The 17,664-nt window shown below is 70.3% G+C and carries 11 protein-coding genes and 3 pseudogenes; 4 read left to right on the plus strand and 10 right to left on the minus strand.

What is annotated here, in order from left to right; all coding sequences use genetic code 11:
* Positions 1 to 33 precede the first annotated feature (33 nt).
* The 3 genes and pseudogenes from FB465_RS00770 to FB465_RS00785 form a co-directional block, all read right to left on the minus strand.
* Positions 34 to 621, minus strand: coding sequence for a sarcosine oxidase subunit gamma (locus tag FB465_RS00770; RefSeq protein ID WP_145786635.1), 588 nt, complete (start codon positions 619 to 621; stop codon positions 34 to 36).
* A pseudogene (locus FB465_RS00775) lies at positions 611 to 3,753 on the minus strand (sarcosine oxidase subunit alpha family protein). The gene FB465_RS00770 and the pseudogene FB465_RS00775 overlap by 11 nt, the downstream one beginning before the upstream one ends.
* 13 nt (positions 3,754 to 3,766) lie before the next feature.
* Positions 3,767 to 4,984, minus strand: a complete 1,218-nt coding sequence (locus tag FB465_RS00785; protein WP_145786638.1) for a sarcosine oxidase subunit beta family protein — start codon at positions 4,982 to 4,984, stop codon at positions 3,767 to 3,769.
* A 272-nt stretch (positions 4,985 to 5,256) separates the two neighbouring features.
* Between FB465_RS00785 and betA the strand changes: the two genes are divergently transcribed.
* Positions 5,257 to 6,966, plus strand: a complete 1,710-nt coding sequence (gene betA, locus FB465_RS00790; protein WP_145786639.1) for a choline dehydrogenase — start codon at positions 5,257 to 5,259, stop codon at positions 6,964 to 6,966.
* Positions 6,967 to 7,179: 213 nt separating this feature from the next.
* Here the strand turns inward: betA and FB465_RS00800 are convergent.
* Positions 7,180 to 7,428 (minus strand): annotated as a pseudogene (locus FB465_RS00800) (zinc ribbon domain-containing protein); the annotation flags it as partial.
* A 587-nt stretch (positions 7,429 to 8,015) separates the two neighbouring features.
* Here FB465_RS00800 and FB465_RS00805 point away from each other — a divergent pair.
* On the plus strand, positions 8,016 to 9,242 hold the full coding sequence (locus FB465_RS00805; protein ID WP_145786640.1) for an IS110 family RNA-guided transposase: 1,227 nt from the start codon (positions 8,016 to 8,018) through the stop codon (positions 9,240 to 9,242).
* A 21-nt stretch (positions 9,243 to 9,263) separates the two neighbouring features.
* Here FB465_RS00805 and FB465_RS36485 read toward each other — a convergent pair.
* Positions 9,264 to 9,458, minus strand: a pseudogene (locus tag FB465_RS36485) (RNA-guided endonuclease TnpB family protein); the annotation flags it as partial.
* Here FB465_RS36485 and FB465_RS00815 point away from each other — a divergent pair.
* On the plus strand, positions 9,458 to 9,649 hold the full coding sequence (locus FB465_RS00815; RefSeq protein ID WP_145786641.1) for a response regulator transcription factor: 192 nt from the start codon (positions 9,458 to 9,460) through the stop codon (positions 9,647 to 9,649). The pseudogene FB465_RS36485 and the gene FB465_RS00815 overlap by 1 nt on opposite strands.
* Before the next feature lie 916 nt (positions 9,650 to 10,565).
* On the opposite strand, the gene glyA is transcribed toward FB465_RS00815, so the two are convergent.
* Genes glyA through FB465_RS00830 form a run of 3 tightly spaced genes read right to left on the minus strand, consistent with a single transcriptional unit; the run spans position 10,566 to position 13,347 of the window.
* Positions 10,566 to 11,843 (minus strand): serine hydroxymethyltransferase, encoded by a 1,278-nt coding sequence (gene glyA, locus FB465_RS00820; RefSeq protein ID WP_145786642.1) that lies wholly within the window; start codon positions 11,841 to 11,843, stop codon positions 10,566 to 10,568.
* A 2-nt stretch (positions 11,844 to 11,845) separates the two neighbouring features.
* Positions 11,846 to 13,030, minus strand: coding sequence for an NAD(P)/FAD-dependent oxidoreductase (locus FB465_RS00825; protein ID WP_145786643.1), 1,185 nt, complete (start codon positions 13,028 to 13,030; stop codon positions 11,846 to 11,848).
* Positions 13,027 to 13,347, minus strand: coding sequence for a bifunctional 3-phenylpropionate/cinnamic acid dioxygenase ferredoxin subunit (locus tag FB465_RS00830; RefSeq protein WP_145786644.1), 321 nt, complete (start codon positions 13,345 to 13,347; stop codon positions 13,027 to 13,029). Before FB465_RS00830 ends, FB465_RS00825 begins: the two co-directional genes overlap by 4 nt.
* Before the next feature lie 144 nt (positions 13,348 to 13,491).
* Between FB465_RS00830 and FB465_RS00835 the strand changes: the two genes are divergently transcribed.
* Positions 13,492 to 14,286 carry an IclR family transcriptional regulator gene (locus tag FB465_RS00835; RefSeq protein WP_342791774.1) on the plus strand — a complete coding sequence of 265 codons (795 nt, stop codon included), beginning with the start codon at positions 13,492 to 13,494 and terminating at the stop codon, positions 14,284 to 14,286.
* A gap of 38 nt (positions 14,287 to 14,324) precedes the next feature.
* Here FB465_RS00835 and FB465_RS00840 read toward each other — a convergent pair whose 3' ends face one another.
* Together FB465_RS00840 and FB465_RS00845 are read right to left on the minus strand one after the other, a co-directional pair.
* Positions 14,325 to 15,908, minus strand: a complete 1,584-nt coding sequence (locus FB465_RS00840) for an amino acid permease (RefSeq protein ID WP_211785690.1) — start codon at positions 15,906 to 15,908, stop codon at positions 14,325 to 14,327.
* Between the two features lie 109 nt (positions 15,909 to 16,017).
* Positions 16,018 to 17,487, minus strand: a complete 1,470-nt coding sequence (locus FB465_RS00845; RefSeq protein ID WP_145797057.1) for an aldehyde dehydrogenase family protein — start codon at positions 17,485 to 17,487, stop codon at positions 16,018 to 16,020.
* Positions 17,488 to 17,664 lie beyond the last annotated feature (177 nt).

Genomic DNA, 17,664 nt, shown 5'->3' on the forward strand with positions numbered 1-17,664 from the left:
TCTCGCGAAGGTCGTGAAGGTCGTGAAGGGTGGTCAATGCGTCGGGTTCGTACGCGACATCGCGTCGAGCAGCCAGTCGGCCAGGTACTGCGCGAACGAGCCGCGTACGAGCAGCCGGTAGCGCGGCTCGGCATCCACCTGGTCGAGCACCACGTTGACCTTGGAGACGAGGGTCTGCGCGCAGCGGCCCGGCACGAACGTCCGCGGATGCAGATCCAGGGCGCAGCCGGTCTCGAGCACGGTGCGGGCGCCGGGCCCGGACAGTTCGAGCGTGGTCCGGTTGGCGGAGACGTCCACCAGGGACGCGTGTTCGCCCTGCAGGGCGGTACGGATGTGCCCTTCGGTCTGCGGAGCACAGCCGTCCGGGCCGACGACGAGCCACTCGTCCGGGCTGAGCCACAGCAGCCGCAGGTCGCCTGACTCCGTGACGGAGACGGTGTTCGGCTCGGTCGGCAGCGCCGCGCCGAGCGCCTCGGCGACGCGGGCAGCGGCCTCGCTGCCAGGGCTGAGGCGGAGGTTGAGCTGGGTGAGGAAGGGGATCTCGCGCAGCCGGACGTCCCGGGTGGGTGTCTGCGAGGCGAGGTGGCCGAGCGGGCTGCGCCGGAGGCCGTCAACCGTCACGGCGGGCTCCCTTCGGGTCGTAGAGGACGGGTTCGGTGACGGTGGCGGCGACCACCCGGCCGTCGGGCAGTGGCGCGTACACCTTCTCCCCGATCCGCTCCCGGCCGCGCTCGACGAGGGCCAGCGCGAAGGTGCGCATCAGTGCGGCGCTGCGGTAACTGGAGGTGACGTGGCCGAGCATCGGGACCGGTGGATCCGTCAACGCAGTTTCGGACGCGACGAGTTGTGCACCCTCGGGAAGCAGCTCTGCAGGGTCCAGCGGGAGCAGTCCGACGAGGTGGCGGCGGTCGGCTCGGGCGGTGTCCGCCCGTCGGAAGGAGCGCTTGCCGATGAACTGCTTGTGCTTGGCGACGATCCAGTCCATGCCGAGGTCCTGCGGGGTGACGGTGCCGTCGGTGTCCTGGCCGACGATGGGGTAGCCCTTCTCGGCTCGTAGGACGTGCATCGTCTCGGTGCCGTAGGGGGTGATGCCCTGCGGCTCGCCGGCGGCGATCACCGCCTCCCAGAGTGCGAGGCCGTACCAGCTCGCCACGTTGATCTCGTAGGCGAGTTCGCCGGAGAAGGAGATGCGGCAGATCCGGGCCGGGACGCCGTTGGAGAGTACGGTCTGACGTGCCGTCATGAATGCGAAGGCCTCCTTGGACACGTCCAGGTCCGGTGCGAGGTGTGCCAGGACTGCCCGGGACTTGGGGCCGACCACCGCGACCGTGGCCCACTGCTCGGTCACCGACGTGCAGTGGACACGGAGTTCGGGCCACTCGGTCTGCAGCCACTCCTCCAGCCAGTCGAGCACGCCGGCGGCGTTGCCGGTGGTCGTGGTGAGGTAGTAGTGGTCGTCGGCGAGGCGTACGGTGACACCGTCGTCGAAGACCATGCCGTCAGGGCGGCACATGACGCCGTAACGCGCCGAGCCGACGGCCAGTTTGGCGAAGCCGTTGGTGTAGACGCGGTCGAGGAACACGCCTGCGTCGGGACCGATGACGTCGATCTTGCCGAGCGTGGATGCGTCCATGACGGCAACGCCCTCGCGGGCCGCCCGGCACTCGCGCAGCACAGCGGCGTCCAGGTCCTCGCCGGCGCGCGGGTAGTAGCGGGGCCGCTTCCACTGGCCGACGTTCTCGAAGGCCGCGCCGTGCTCGGCGTGCCAGGGGTGGATCGGCGTGGTGCGTACGGGGTCGAAGAGCTTGCCGCGTTCGCGTCCGGCCAGCAGGGCGAAGGAGACCGGGGTGTACGGGCCCCGGAAGGTCGTCGTGCCGACCTCGGCGGGTGAACTCGCGCCCAGCAGACGGGAGACGACCCCGATGGCGGCGGGTCCGGCGGCCTTGCCCTGGTCGTGGGCGGTGCCGATGGTGGTGTACCGCTTGATGTGCTCGACGGAGCGCATCCCCGCGCGGATCGCCCGGTGGACGTCCGCGACGGTGGCGTCGCGCTGCGAGTCCACGAAGTGGTCGTGCCAGGTCGCCGGTTCACCGTCCTCGGCGGGCACGATCCGGACCGGTCGCGGTGGGGCGGGCGGTGTGTCCCCGACGCTCGGCGGTACGGACGGGGCGGTGGCCGCGAAGCCGGCGAGCGTGGCGGCTGTCGCTCCGGCGTCGCAGCCCTCGCTCAGGCAGCCGGCAAGGTCGTAGGTGCCGCGCGCTGCACCGGCGACGCGGACATGCTGTGCGGCCTGCGCGGGGACGAAGGCTGCGATGGCCTCGTCGTAGCGCAGACTGCCCCGGGACTGGCTCCACAGGTGCACGGCGGGGCTCCAGCCGCCGGAGACGGCGAGCAGGTCGCAGGCCACCTCGCGTACCGGGCCGTGGAGTTGGTCGTCGGCGGTGAGTCCGGCGACGCGGACCGAGGAGATCCGGGTGTCACCCGAGGTCGCGACGACGGCGGAGCCGGCCAGCACCTCGACCCCGGCCCGGAGCGCGGCCTCGGCCAGGGCGGCCGGCGGCTGCGGGCGGGTGTCGACGACTGCCGCCACCTCGACGCCGGCAGCGACCAGGTCGAGCGCGGTCGCGTAGGCGTGGTCGTTGGTGGTGAGGACGACCGCGCGGCGGCCGGGGAGCACGGCGTACCGGTTGAGGTAGCTGCGGACGGCGGCGGCGGACATCACGCCCGGGCGGTCGTTGCCCGCGAATACCATCGGGTGCTCGTGCGCGCCGGTCGCCAGGACGACCTGGCGGGCGCGGATGTGCCAGAGCCTCTGCCGGGACATGCCCGGGACGGGGTACGGGCCGAGGTGGACGGTACGACGTTCGGCGACCAGCAGGTAGTTCTGGTCGTGGTGGCCGATCGCCGTGGAGCGGCTGAGGATCCGCACCTCGGGCGCGGCGGCGAGCTCGGTGCGGACGGCTTCGACCCAGTCGAGCGCGGGTCGGCCGTCGATCTCCTCCCCGCCGCTGAGCAGGGCTCCGCCGAGCTCCGGCTGGTCGTCGACCAGCACGGTACGCGCTCCCGAGCGGCCGGACGCGAGTGCCGCCGCGAGTCCGGCCGGTCCGCCACCGATGACCACCACGTCGGCGTGGGTGTGCATCTTGTCGTGGACGGCCTCGTCGGGCGTGTCGTCGAGCCGGCCGAGGCCGGGCAGGGCTGTGGCCGACAGGCCGTCGTACAGCTCGACGGTGGTGGCGAGCAGCATGGGCTCGTCGACCTGGACCAGCGCGTGCGGCTCCTCGACACCGGCGGTGGCGATGCCGCGCGGGCGCTTGCGGTAGAGGCTCGGCGCGACCTCGATCACGCCGTTGGCGAGCAGCGCCGAGGCGAGGGTGTCGCCCCGGTAGCCGGTGTACGCGGTGCCGTCGAAGGTGAAGCCGAGCGGGGCGGTGCGGTCGATGCGCCCGCCGGCGGCGAGGCGGTGGGACTGGGTCATGCGATCACCGGCTCGGGCCGGCCGGCCGGATAGACGGCCAGGATCTCGTGGGTGACGGTGTGGCGGATCACGTTGAACCAGCGGCGGCACCCGGCCGCGTGCGACCAGCGCTCGGCGAACGGGCCCTTGGGGTTCTCGCGGACGAAGACGTACTCGGCCCACTCGGCGTCGGTCAGCGCCTCGGGGTCGGCCGGGTAGGCGACATGGGCCTGACCGCCGTAGTGGAACTCGGTCTCGTCGCGCTCGCCGCACCACGGGCAGGCGATGAGCAGCATGCGTCCTCCAGCTTCAGTGCGCTACGGCGGCGGCGCCGTGTTCGTCGATGAGGGCTCCGGTGGTGAACCGCTCCAGGGCGAAGGGCTCGTTCAGTGGGTGCGGCGTGCCGGTGGCGATGGTGTGGGCGTACACCCAGCCGGAGGCCGGGGTGGCCTTGAAACCGCCCGTCCCCCAACCGCAGTTGAGGTAGAGGCCGTCGATCGGCGTGGTGCCGATGATCGGAGAGGCGTCCGGGGTGACGTCGACGATCCCGCCCCAGGTGCGGAGGACGTGAGCGCGGGCGAAGATCGGGAACAGTTCGAGGGCCGCTGCCATCTGGTGCTCGATCTGGTGGAAGGAGCCGCGCTGCCCGTAGCCGTTGTACGAGTCGATGCCCGCGCCCATGACCAGTTCGCCCTTGTGCGCCTGGCTGACGTAGACGTGCACGTGATTGGACATGACGACGGTGGGGTGCACGGGCTGGAGCAGCTCGGAGACCAGGGCCTGGAGCGGGTGGCTCTGCAGGGGCAGTCGCAGGCCGAGCAGGTCCGCCAGGGTGCTGGTGTGCCCGGCGGCGGCGAGCGCAACCTGTCCGGCGCCGATCCGGCCCCGGGTGGTCTCCACGCCGACGACCCGGTCGCCGTCGCGGACGAAGCCGGTCACCTCGCAGTTCTGGATCAGGTCGACGCCGTACGCGTCGGCCTTGCGGGCGAGCGCCCACGCGACGTGGTCGTGCTTGGCGATGCCGGCACGGGGCTGCAGGGTCGCGCCCAGGACCGGGTGGCGTACGTCCGGTGAGGTGTTGACGATCGGGCAGAAGGCGCGGACCTCGTCCGGGTCGAGCCACTCGGCATCGACGCCGCCGAGGCGGTTGGCGTTGACCCGCCGGGTGCCCTCGCGGACGTCCTGCAGGGTGTGCGCCAGGTTGAGGACGCCGCGCTGGCTGAACAGGAAGTCGTACTCGAGCTCGTCCGGCAGTGTCTCCCACAGCTTGAGCGCGTGCTCGTAGATCGCGGCGCTCGCGTCGCACAGGTAGTTGGAGCGGATGATCGTGGTGTTGCGGGCCATGTTCCCGCCGGCCAGCCAACCGCGTTCGAGGACGGCCACGTTGGTGATGCCGTGGTTGCGGGCGAGGTAGTAGGCGGTGGCGAGTCCGTGGCCGCCGGCGCCGACGATGACGACGTCGTAGGCCGGCTTCGGGTCGGGAGTGCGCCACAACCAGTCGGGGTGTTCGGGAAGTTCGTGGGACATCGCACCAAGCCCCTCGACGGTGTCTCGGACTACGCACACTGTTGCGTCAGGAAGAACAGTCGTCAAGAGGGCCCGCGTGCGTCTTGACGCCGCCCGGCGCCGCCGGAACACTGTTGCGCCATCAGAAGTCAGTTTCAGATGAAGAAACTTGTCGTCGACTCAGCTGCTCGACACGTCCGGATTTTCAGTCCGTTGACCCGACCTCGCAGGATCGAAGCCCCGTTCACCAGCGCACCCGCCAGGTGCCGACCGAGAGCCAGGGCAGGAACTCCATGAGCTTTCAGCAGTACGACTTCATCATCGTCGGCGGAGGCTCGGCCGGCTGCGCGCTCGCGGCACGGCTCAGCGCCGACCCGGCCAACCGGGTGCTGGTCCTCGAGGCCGGGCGGCCCGACTACCTGTGGGACGTCCTCATCCACATGCCGGCGGCCCTCACCATGCCGATCGGCAACCGCCTCTACGACTGGAAGTACGAGTCCGAGCCCGAGCCCTTCATGAACGGGCGCCGCATCTACCACGCCCGGGGCAAGGTGCTCGGCGGCTCCAGCAGCATCAACGGCATGATCTTCCAGCGCGGCAACCCTCTGGACTACGAACGGTGGGGCGCGGACCCGGGCATGAAGACCTGGGACTACGCCCACTGCCTGCCGTACTTCAAGAAGATGGAGAACTGCCTCGCCGACCGGGACGATGCCCGCGGCGGAGCCGCTGATCGTCCCCGCGGCGGAGCCGCTGATCGTCACTTCCGCGGACACGACGGCCCGCTCGAGCTCGAACGCGGGCCGGTCACCAACCCCCTGTTCGGCGCGTTCTTCGAGGCCGTCCAGCAGGCGGGGTACCCGCTCACCGACGACGTGAACGGCCACCGCCAGGAGGGCTTCGCCGCCTTCGACCGCAACCTGCGGCGCGGCCGTCGGCTCAGCGCCGCGCGGGCCTACCTCCACCCCGTGCTCGAGCGGCCCAACCTCGAGGTGCGGACCCGGGCGTTCGTCACCCGGGTGCTGTTCGAGGGCAGGCGGGCCACGGGCGTCGAGTACGCCCGGGGCCGCGGCGGCGAGCTGGAGCGGGTGCACGGCGGGAGGGTGATCCTCTGCGGTGGTGCGATCAACTCACCGCAGCTGCTGCAGCTCTCGGGCGTCGGCAACGCGGACGAGTTGTCGGCGCTGGGGGTGGAGCCGGTGCACCACCTGCCGGGCGTCGGCGAGAACCTCCAGGACCACCTGGAGGTCTACGTACAGCACGGGTGCAAGCAGCCGGTCTCGCTGCAGCCCCAACTCAAGCTGTGGCGGCGGCCGTTCATCGGTGCCCGGTGGCTCTTCCTGCGGAGCGGGCCGGGAGCGAGCAACCACTTCGAGGGCGGTGGCTTCATCCGAAGCAACGAGGACGTCGACTACCCCAACCTGATGTTCCACTTCCTGCCCGTCGCCGTCCGCTACGACGGCTCCGCACCGGCCGGCGGACACGGGTACCAGGTGCACATCGGCCCGATGTACTCGGACGCGCGCGGCTCCGTGAAGATCAGGTCGCGCGACCCGCGCGTCCACCCCGCCCTGCGCTTCAACTACCTCTCCACCGAGCAGGATCGGCGCGAGTGGGTGGAGGCGATCCGGGTCACCCGCGACATCCTCGGTCAACCCGCCTTCGCGGAGTTCAGCGACGGCGAGATCTCCCCCGGCCCGGCCGTGGAGACCGACGAGCAGATCCTGGACTGGGTCCGCCGCGACGGCGAGACCGCCCTGCATCCCTCCTGTACCTGCCGGATGGGCACCGACGAGATGTCGGTGGTGGACCCGGCCAGCATGCAGGTGCACGGGGTCGAGGGCCTCCACGTCGTGGACGCGAGCGCGATGCCGTACGTCACCAACGGCAACATCTACGCCCCCGTGATGATGCTCGCCGAGAAGGCCGCCGACCTCCTCCTCGGCAACACACCCCTCGAACCGGACCACACCGAGTTCTACCGCCACCGGAAAACCGTGTAACGACGAGCACGTCTACGATGCCCTGCGAGCGGGCGCCAGCGGGTTCATCCTCCGTCGCAGCAGATCGCCCACGCCATCCGGCTGGTGGCAAGCGGAGACTCGGTACTGTTTCCGCGACGCCGTCCGACGGCTCGCGACCGCGAGGCCCGTGCAACGGGACGCCGCCGGCGACAGAGTGGCCGCTCTCACCGGCCGCGAGACGGAGATCCTGCGTCACGTGACTCCTCCCCGCCCTGAAGGACGGGGCTTCTGCTGAGCCGGTTGGGCGTCGCGACGGACCAGCCCGGCCCGTAGAACGTTGATGGCTCCCACCGTGTCCGCGTGCGCCTTGTGGCCGCAGCCGACGCAGTGGAACTTCTCCCGAGTGGGCCGGTTCCCCTTCGCGGTGTGCCCGCATTCGGGGCACCGCCTGGAGGTGTTGCGGGGGTCCACGGCCATCACCTCCCGCCCGGCACTCTCAGCCTAATTCCTTCGTAAGCACTCCGCGGGCTTTCGCGGCTCGGCGGGGTGGTTCGAACGGGTTGTGATACCTGCACTCCACTCGGCCCTCAAGGAGGTCTGTGACGAGCACGGCTGCGCAACCCAGCTGGTGGGTGGTGGTTCTTGAGCTCCGGTGGATACCTCTCAACGTCATGGCCGAGATGCCTTCCCACAGAGCGGTGCCATCTGGTGCTATCACGGCCGCCACCCACCAGCGCTGACACTGCTGGCAGTTGTGTGGGCGCCGGACGCACGCCTTCTTTCAGCCCGGCCACGACGTCTCCGCCAAGATCGGCGGCATCCGGCGCCTTCACTGCCGCCAGCGGCGTCAACACCGTTTGCTTGATCACTCGTTGGAGTTGGTGGTGCGAGCCCGTCGCACGGTGATCTCTCGCTTACCCCGAGCCGTCCGAGCTCTGGGAACAGACCGGGGCCCGTGCGGTGAGCTGGTGCCACGAACGGCTTGTGAGGTGTCGGCCCGGTCCTTGATCGAGGCCTGGAATTAGGTCGCTGCGTGGCCCCGCATGCGCTCGTGACCAGCGCAAACAGCCACACTCGGGGAGGGAAAGTTGATCTACTGCGGCATCGACTGGGCCGAGAGGACGCACGACGTCGCCCTGGTCGACGACGACGGCAAGCTCCTGGCCAAGCGCCACATCACCGACGACGCAGCCGGCTACAAGATCCTGCTGGACCTGCTCGCCGAGCACGGCGACACCGAGGACATCCCGATCCCGGTCGCCATCGAGACCTCCCGCGGCCTGCTCGTCGCGGTCCTTCGGACCGGGAAGCGCCAGGTCTACGCCATCAACCCGATGGCCGCCGCCCGCTACCGCGACCGCCACTCCGTGACCCGGAAGAAGTCCGACCCCGGCGACGCCCTCGTCCTGGCGAACATCCTCCGCACCGACCGGCACGCCCACCGGCCGCTGCCGCAGGACAGCGATCTCGCCCGCGCCATCGCCGTCCTCGCCCGCGCCCAGCAGGACGCCGTCTGGAACCGGCAGCAGCTCGCCAACCAGCTCCGCTCGCTCCTGCGCGAGTACTTCCCCGCCGCCATCGACGCCTTCCTGCACTGGCAGAACGGTCTTTGCCGCCCCGAGACCCGCGTCCTGCTGGAGCTTGCTCCCACGCCCTCGCGCGCGGCCCGGCTGTCGCTCGCGCAGCTGCGGTCAGCGCTCAAGCGCGCCGGCCGCCAACGCCGGATCGACGCCGACGCCGAGCGCATCCGCGAGGTCCTACGGGCCGACTACGCGCACCAGCCTCCGTTGGTCGAGGACGCGCTCGGCAAGCAGATGCTCGCCCTGTTGCGGCAGCTGGACGCCGCCTGCACGGCCGCTGACCAGCTCGCCGAGGCGGTGGAAGAGGCTTTCCCTCAGCATCCGGACGCCGAGGTGATCTTGAGCTTCCCCGGGCTCGGCACCCAGCTCGGCGCCCGGATCCTCGCTGAGATCGGGGACGACCACGCCCGCTTCACCACCGCCCGCGGGATGAAGGCCTACGCCGGCGCGTCCCCCATCACCAGGGCGTCCGGCAAGAAGTCCAGCATCACCAGACGCTGGGTGAAGAACGATCGGCTCAACCACGTCGGCTACCTCTGGGCCTTCGCCTCACTGACCGCCTCGCCCGGGGCCAAAGCCCATTACGACCGACGGCGCGAGGCCGGGGACTGGCACGCCGCGGCTCAGAGAAACCTCTTCAACAAGATGATCGGCCAGCTCTACTGCTGTCTCCAGAAGCACATCCTGTTCGACGAGAACCTCGCCTTCCCCACACAACTTCTCGAAGCTGCTTGACGACTTAGCTCCGTGAGGTGTCTTGGCGTTCAGGATCGCGAGGAACACCCCCCAACCGGCATCCATGATCGAGCGGTTGAGTCCGGCCTTCGCGGCTGCTCCGTTGGGCAGGAAGGTTCCCGGGTGGTCGGGGTCGGGCTTCGACGTGGCACCCTTGCTCATGTTGCGGATCTTGAGGTCTTCGTGCGCGATGAAGTCGCGCCCTCGATCAAGGGATGGCAGAAGGGCTGTCCAACCAGGACGTCGCCTCCCAGCTGAGGTTGAGTCTGGCGACCGTAAAAACCCATGTCGGAAACGTGCTCGCCGAACTGAACGTGAACAACCGAACGCAGGTGGTCATCACGGCCTACGAGGCCGGCCTGGTCCAGCCGACGTGTTCGGCCGAAGGTGCCCGGTCAGCTGCGTGAGTGGCGTCACCGCAGCGACCAAGGAGGATGACAGTGCGTGCGTAGGCGCCGGAGAGCCCTTGGGCGCCTGCGGTGAGGTTGGACCCGCTCATACTGCCCACGGTAGGTCGGGAGTGACCGAGCTCAGTCGGGTGGCGGTTGGTGCTGGCGGGGGATGGGATGGTGGAGGGGCTGTTGATCGGCGGGAGGCCTGATGCCGAGTGCCATCGCCAGGAAGATGATCACCATTTCGTGGGTGAGATTCCCCGTCAGTGTGTATGCCGCGACGGAGCGCCACCGCAGCGAGCAAGACCGTTGCGAAGAAGACCGGGCGCGCCTCCAGGAGGGGACGGACTGATGCTCGCTGGACCGGGATTCTGGGATCGGGAGATCGAGCGGGAAGGGTGGTCGCGTGTGATGTCGCCGAGCCGTGCCGCGTTTCCGGAGGTCGCGGGGCTCGGCACGGCGTGGGGCCGGAACTTCTATGTCCGCGGTCGTGACCGGCTGATCATGGAGTGGTCCGGGCCGGTATCGCTCTCGGCTGTCATTCTGAACGGGAAGCCGCTTCAGGTGGAATCGACCGAGGCTCTGTCGGCAGCCATTCGGCGGGGTAGCGACGTCCCTTAGCTCGCGTCCCGGCGGTGATCGGTCTGCCTTTCGCGGTGTGCCTTCGGCCGCTCGGCGTCGGGGTCGGGTTCGGTCACAGGACGACCACTCCTTCTGGGATGGGTGGACCGGATACAGGTCGACCGGGCGGTCGGAGGTCAACAGCGCCCCGCGGAATCGCCTGAACCCACGCCCCTGGAACCGCATGGTCAAGTCGCGTGCGGATGACCGGTTGTCTATCGGAGAGGATCGAGAAGGTGTCAGATGCCTGCGCTCCTAGCATGCTGAATGACGACCCGTCAGCCCGTGTCCGCGACGGCCCGCGACCAGGTCAGGCGTCCGGGTAGAGCGGGTACTTCACGGCCAGGGCGGTGACGCGGGTCTTGAGGGCCTCGGCCTTGGCCTCGTCGAAGGCGGGGAGGAGGGCCTCGGCGATGATGTCGGCGACCTCGCGGAAGTCCTCGGCCTGGAAGCCGCGGGTGGCGAGGGCCGGGGTGCCGATGCGCAGGCCGGAGGTGACCATCGGGGGGCGGGGGTCGTTCGGGATGGCGTTGCGGTTGACGGTGATGCCGACCTCGTGGAGGCGGTCCTCGGCCTGCTGGCCGTCGAGCTCGCTGTTGCGCAGGTCGACCAGGACGAGGTGGACGTCGGTGCCGCCGGAGAGGACGGAGACGCCGGCCTCGGTGAGGTCGGCCTGGAGCAGGCGCTCGGCGAGGATCTTGGCGCCCTCGAGGGTGCGCTGCTGGCGCTCCTTGAACTCCTCGGAGGCGGCGACCTTGAAGGCGACGGCCTTGGCGGCGATCACGTGCTCGAGCGGGCCGCCCTGCTGGCCGGGGAAGACCGCGGAGTTGATCTTCTTGGCCCACTGCTCCTTGCAGAGGATGACGCCGCCGCGCGGGCCGCCCAGGGTCTTGTGGGTGGTGGTGGTGACCACGTCCGCGTAGGGGACGGGGGAGGGGTGCAGGCCGGCGGCGACCAGGCCGGCGAAGTGGGCCATGTCGACCATGAGGAGGGCGCCGACCTCGTCCGCGATGCGGCGGAACTCGGCGAAGTCGAGCTGGCGGGGGTAGGCGGACCAGCCGGCGATGATCAGCTTGGGCTGGTGCTCCTTGGCGAGGCGCTCGACCTCGGCCATGTCGACCAGGTTGGTCTTCTCGTCGACGTGGTAGGCGGCGACGTTGTAGAGCTTGCCGGAGAAGTTGATCTTCATGCCGTGGGTCAGGTGGCCGCCGTGGGCCAGGCTCAGGCCCAGGATGGTGTCGCCCGGCTGGATCAGCGCGAACATGGCGGCGGCGTTGGCCTGCGCGCCGGAGTGCGGCTGGACGTTGGCGTGCTCGGCGCCGAACAGCGCCTTCACCCGGTCGATGGCGATCTGCTCGGCCACGTCGACGAACTCGCAGCCGCCGTAGTAGCGCTTGCCGGGGTAGCCCTCGGCGTACTTGTTGGTCAGGACCGAGCCCTGGGCCTCCATGACCGCCACGGGGGCGAAGTTCTCGGAGGCGATCATCTCGAGGGTGGTCTGCTGGCGGTGCAGCTCGGCGTCGACCGCGGCGGCGATCTCCGGGTCGAGCGCGTGCAGGGACTGGTTCAGAACACCTGGGTGACGCATCGTCAGCCTCCTCGGCTGTGAGGTACGAGGGTGCGGCGGAGCCGGTTGAAGGATTTGGGCCGGTTCACCGCCAGCACCGCGACCGGGTGGCCGTCGCGCCGGTAGACGGCGGTGAAGGAGCGGCCGTCGAGGTCACCCTCGACCACCGCCGGCTCGTCCCGGGGGCCCACGTGCCCGGCGAGCTGGATCCGTGCCCGGTACTGATCGGACCAGAAGTAGGGCGCGGTGCACGGAGCCCCGGCCGAGGCGCCGGAGAGCAGGGTCCGGGCGGCCGTCCTCGGCTGCTCCATCGCGTTGGTCCAGTGCTCGATGCGGGTGTGGCGGCCGGTGAAGGGGTTCGGGCAGCGGGCCACGTCGCCCACCGCCACCACGCCCGGGACGCTGGTCGCGCAGCCGACGTCGCACACCACGCCGTCGTCCACGCGTACGCCGGAACCGGCCAGCCAGTCGGTCGCGGGTCGTACGCCCACGCCGAGCAGGACGACGTCGGCGGGCAGCAGGCGGCCGTCCGCGAGCCTGACCCCGGTCACCCGGTCCTCGCCGGTGAACCCTGCGACGGAGACGCCGCAGAGCAGTTCGACCCCGTGGTCGGCGTGGAGCGAGGAGCAGACCAGCGCCATCTCGCGGCCCAGTACCCGCTCCAGCGGGACCGCGGCCGCCTCGACGACGGTGACGTCCAGGCCCAGCGCGCGGGCGGTGGAAGCCACCTCCGCGCCGATGAACCCGGCACCGATGACCACCACACGCGGACGGCCGCGGGTGAGCTCCGCCCGCAACGCCTCGGCGTCGTCCAGGGTGCGCAGGGTGTGCACACCGCGCAGGCTCACCGCGCCCGGGAGCGAACGCGGAGAGGCCCCGGTGGCGATGACCACCGCGTCGGCGCGCAACTCCCGGCCACCGGCGAGGGTGACGGACCGGGCCGCGGTGTCGAGCCGGACCGCCCGCTCCCCCAGCAGCCAGTCGGCCGCCAACTCGCCGTACTCGTCGGGGTCGCCGAGCGCGAGCGCGTCGGCGGCCATGTCGCCCTTGAGAAAGCCCTTCGACAACGGCGGTCGGTCGTACGGCCGGTGATGCTCCTCCCCCACCACGGTGATCGAGCCGTCGTAGCCCTCCGCGCGCAGCGCGCGGACCGTGCTCAGGCCCGCGAGCGAGGCGCCGACGACCGCGATCGTGCGCGGCCCGGTCATGCCGGTTCGCCGACCGTGACGTGCAGCCGCACGTAGCCGTCGGCGACGCTCACGCGGTGGGTGCGCAGCGCCTGCTTGGCCGGCGGGCAGGTCGGCCTGCCCGTACGCAGGTCGAACGACGCTGCGTGCAGGGGGCATTCGATGAGGCAGCCTTCCAGCCAGCCGTCGGCCAGCGAGGCGTCCTGGTGGGTGCAGGTGTCGTCGACGGCGTAGAGCTCGCCGTCCGCGTTGAAGACCGCGACCGGGGCCGGGACGCCGTCGGTCACCCGGATCACCTCGCCGGGCGGCAGGTCCTCGAGTCGGCACACCGTGATCATTGGGAACCTCCCCTCAGAGTTGCGTAATAATCAACTCGATGCGACATGCGCAACTCTTCACCATGGTTTCGGCACCCTGAGCCAGTGTCAAGAGGGCCGTCAAAGCCCCTTCACGCGGCCGGAATCGATGCATAATGTTGCGCCATGAGCAACAGCGTGAGACTGCCCGGTACGTCGAGAGAGACCGAGTCCCCTGTGCAGTCCGTCGACAGGGCTGTGACGATCCTCGAACTCCTGGCCCGCCGGGGCGAAGCAGGCGTCACCGAGATCGCCGCCGAGCTCGGGGTTCACAAGTCCACCGCGTTCCGCCTGGTCGCCGCGCTGGAGATGAGGGGGCTCGTCGAACAGCCGGGCGAGCGGGGAAAGTACCGGCTGGGCCTCGGGCTGGTCCGGCTCGCGGGCGCGGCGACGGCCCGGCTGGACCTGTCGCAGCAGAGCCGGCCGATCTGCGAACGCTTGGCGGCAGAGGTCGCCGAGACCATCAACATCGCGATCCTCGACGACGACGCGGCCGTCAACATCGACCAGGTACTGGGTCCTTCGGCCGTCACCACGCACAACTGGGTGGGCCAGCGCACGGCGCTGCACGCCACGTCGAGTGGCAAGGTCCTGCTGGCCCATCTGTCGGAGGCCGCACTCGAGCGCCGCCTCGCCGAGCCCTTGACCTCGTACACCGCGCGGACGATCACCGACCCCCGGAAGCTTCGCAGGCAGCTGGAGAACGTCCGCACCGAGGGATTCGCCTGCACCATCGAGGAGTTGGAGACCGGCCTCAACGCCGTCGCCGCCCCGCTCTTCGCCTACCACGGGCAGGTGGTGGCCGCGGTCAGCGCCTCGGGGCCTTCCTACCGGCTGTCCGAGCCCCGCATTCTGGAGGTGGCCGCGGCGGTGCAGCGGGCCGCCCAGGAGATCTCGGCACGGCTCGGGTACGTCCGCTGAAGCGGGGCGCCAGGCAGTTCTGACGCCCCGTCATCACCTCAGACCTCGCCGACCAGGCCGTCGTCGGGCAGCGGTTCGGCCACTCGGCCACTCCCCCGCCGGGCGAGGTAGACGCCCGCACCCACGGCCGTGATGACCGCGACGAAGACGACGGCACCCCACTGGAAGTACCAGTGGTCGCTGCCGTAGACGGCGGCGCGCGGCCAGGCGAGGTTGACGGTCATGGCCGCACCGTAGAGCACGGCGACCAGGTTCACGGCGGTACCCCAGCGCCCGAGGTTGAAGTGCGTCCCGTGCTCCGCGCGCGGCCACTGACCGCGCAGACGGCGCAACAGCATCGGTGCGGTGACCATGAGGTAGGGGATGTAGAAGAGGATGATGGCGACCGAGGTGAGGATGTAGAAGACCCGCTGGTTGCCGATGTTGACCAGGAGCAGGCCGATGGTCAGCGCGCCGGTGAGGAGGGCGGGCACCATGGGCGTCTTGGACCGGGGGGAGACCTTGGCGATGGCATGGCCGAACGGGAGTCGGCCGTCCCGGGCCATGGCGAACAGCAGCCGGATCGCCGCCGTCTGCACGGCCAGACAGCAGACCGTGATGGCGATCGCCGAGCAGACCAGGAAGGCGTCGCCCAGGCCGGTGCCGAGGGTGGACTTGATGAGGTAGGGCATGCCCAGGGTGCCCAGCTCCTTGGCGTTGACGTCGCCCACGGCCATCATGCCGACCAGCATCAGCAGTCCGCCCGCGATGAAGGCGGCGGTGATCGCCCGGACGATGGCGCGCGGGGCGTGGCGGCGCGGCTCCCTGGTCTCCTCGGCGAGCGAGCCGGCGGTGTCGAAGCCGTAGAAGACGTAAGCGCTCATCAGGGACGCGACCAGGAAGGCCCCGAGATAGCCCCAGGAGTGGCCGGCTCCGGTGCCCTGGGTCTGCAGGATGACCTGCGGACCGCGGTGGATGTGCACGGCGAGCATGACGATCAGCAGGGTGACGCCGATGAGCTCGACGGCCACGCCGAGGTTGTTGATCTTCGCCATCAGGCGGACGCCGATGAGGTTGACCACGGTGGTGAACACCACCAGGCCGAGGGCGAGCAGGATCGCGTTCTTGGCGCCGTTCGGCGTGGTGGTCAGTCCGGCGTCGTCGGCGCCGCCGACGATCTGGAAGGCCAACGAGACCTGCGGAAGGATGATCTGGTACGCGACGGCGACGGCGGCCGCCGTGACGATCGACCCGATGGCCATGATCCAGCCCGACATCCAGGAGGTGGCGGGGCGGGCGATCTGCTTGGACCACTGGTACACGCCGCCGGCCAGCGGGAACTGCCCGGACATCTCGGCGAAGCAGAGGGCGACGGCGAGTTGGCCGAAGAAGACCAGCGGCCAGGTCCAGATGAAGGCCGGTCCGCCGGAGCCGAAGCCGAAGCCGAAGAGCTGGAAGACGCCGGTCATGATGGAGATGTAACTGAAGCCGGCGGCGAAACTGGAGAAGGAACCGAGCGATCGCTCCAACTCCTGGCGGTAGCCGAAGCGCGCGAGGTCGCGGCTGTCGTCGCCGGTCGACCCGGGCGGGGAGGCGGGCGCGGGTCCGTCGGTCAGTCCGGTGTTGCCTGATCGCTCACTCAATGGGGACGCTCCAAGGGCGGGCACGGCTGCGGGGGAAGGTACTGCGGGGTGCTGCAGGTGGTGCTGCGGGGGTGCTGCGGGTGGTGCGCTCGGAGAACGGCGCGCTGCGTCAGCCGGCGAACCAGCGCTGCGGTGCCGGGCTGACGGTGCGCCAGATGTGCTTGGTCTCCTGGTACTCGCGCAGGCCCGAGGGGCCGAGTTCGCGACCGGTACCGGACTGCTTGAACCCGCCCCACTCGGCCTGCGGGACGTACGGGTGGTAGTCGTTGATCCATACCGTGCCGAGCCGCAGCCGGGCGGCAACGCGCTCACCGCGGCCGGCGTCCTGCGTCCAGACCGCGCCCGCCAGGCCGTAGGGCGTGTCGTTGGCGAGGGCCACCGCCTCGTCCTCCTCCTCGAAGGTCTCGACGGTGAGGACCGGCCCGAAGATCTCCTCGCGTACCACTGCCATCTCGGCACGGCAGCCGTCGAGGACCGTCGGCCGCAGGAAGTAGCCGTCCTGGAGGCCGAGTTCGGTCGGGCGGCCGCCACCGGCGCGGAGGACCGCGCCCTCGGCGAGAGCGACGGCAAGGTGGCTCTCGACCTTCACGCGATGCTCGGCGGAGATCAGCGGGCCGGTCTCGGTCTCCTTGGCCAGGCCGCTGCCGAGCCGGATCAGGTCCGCGCGGCGGGCCAGTTCGGCAGTGAACTCCTCGTGCAGGCTGCGGTGGAGCAGCAGCCGCGAGCCCGCCGAACAGACCTGTCCGGAGTGCAGGAAGGCGGCGGTGAGGGCGAAGTCCACGGCCGTGTCCAGGTCCGCGTCGGCGAAGACGATGTTGGGATTCTTGCCGCCGAGCTCCAGCGCCACCCGCTTGACGGTCGCCGCCGCAGCGCGCATGACCGAACGGCCGGAGGCCAGGCCGCCGGTGAAGGAGACCAGGTCCACCATCGGGTGTTCGGCGAGCACCGCACCCACGGCTCCGGGGCCCAGCACCAGGTTGGCCGTTCCGTCCGGCGCGCCGGCCTCGGCCAGCCGCTCCTGGAGCAGTTCGAAGAGGCGGATGGTGGTCAGCGGGGTGAGCTCGCTGGGCTTGGCGACCACCGCGTTGCCGGCGGCCAACGCCGGTGCGACCTTCCAACAGATCTGCAGCAGCGGGTAGTTCCACGGCGTGATGAGCGCGCAGACGCCGACGGGTTCGTGCACCACCCGGCTGACGGCGTCCGGCCGTCCGGTGTCCACGGTCCGCCCGGCGTCGGTGGTGGCGAGCGCCGCGTAGTAGCGGAGTACGGCGGTGGCGTCGTCGACGTCCATCCGGCTCTCGGCCAGGGTCTTGCCGGTGTCGAGGGTCTCCAGCAGGGCCAGTTCCTCGCGGTGCTGCTGCAGGGCGTCGGCTGTGGCGGTGAGCACGCCGGCGCGCCGGACGGTGGGGGCAGCGGCCCATGAGCCCTCGTCGAAGGCGGCCCGGGCAGCGCGTACCGCCGACTCGACGTCCGTCGCCGACGCCTCCGCGACCGTGGCCAGCAGGCTCGCGTCGTACGGGTTGACGACCCGTCGCTCGCCGCCGTCCCGGGCGGTGGCCCAAGAGCCGCTGATCAGCATGGAGTTCGGGTTACTGATTGGGCGCACGCCACCGCCTCCTGACATGAGTTGCGTGATACGAGACTTCTGCCTTCATTCGCAACTCGATGCCGCCCCAGCATGGGAGCCGGACCCATCGACGTCAATACAGCTGCGTTAATCCGTCGTAAACGCCCGCAAGTTGACGACGCCGTCTTG

Origin of the sequence: Kitasatospora atroaurantiaca (assembly GCF_007828955.1) — a bacterium.
Lineage (GTDB): Bacteria > Actinomycetota > Actinomycetes > Streptomycetales > Streptomycetaceae > Kitasatospora > Kitasatospora atroaurantiaca.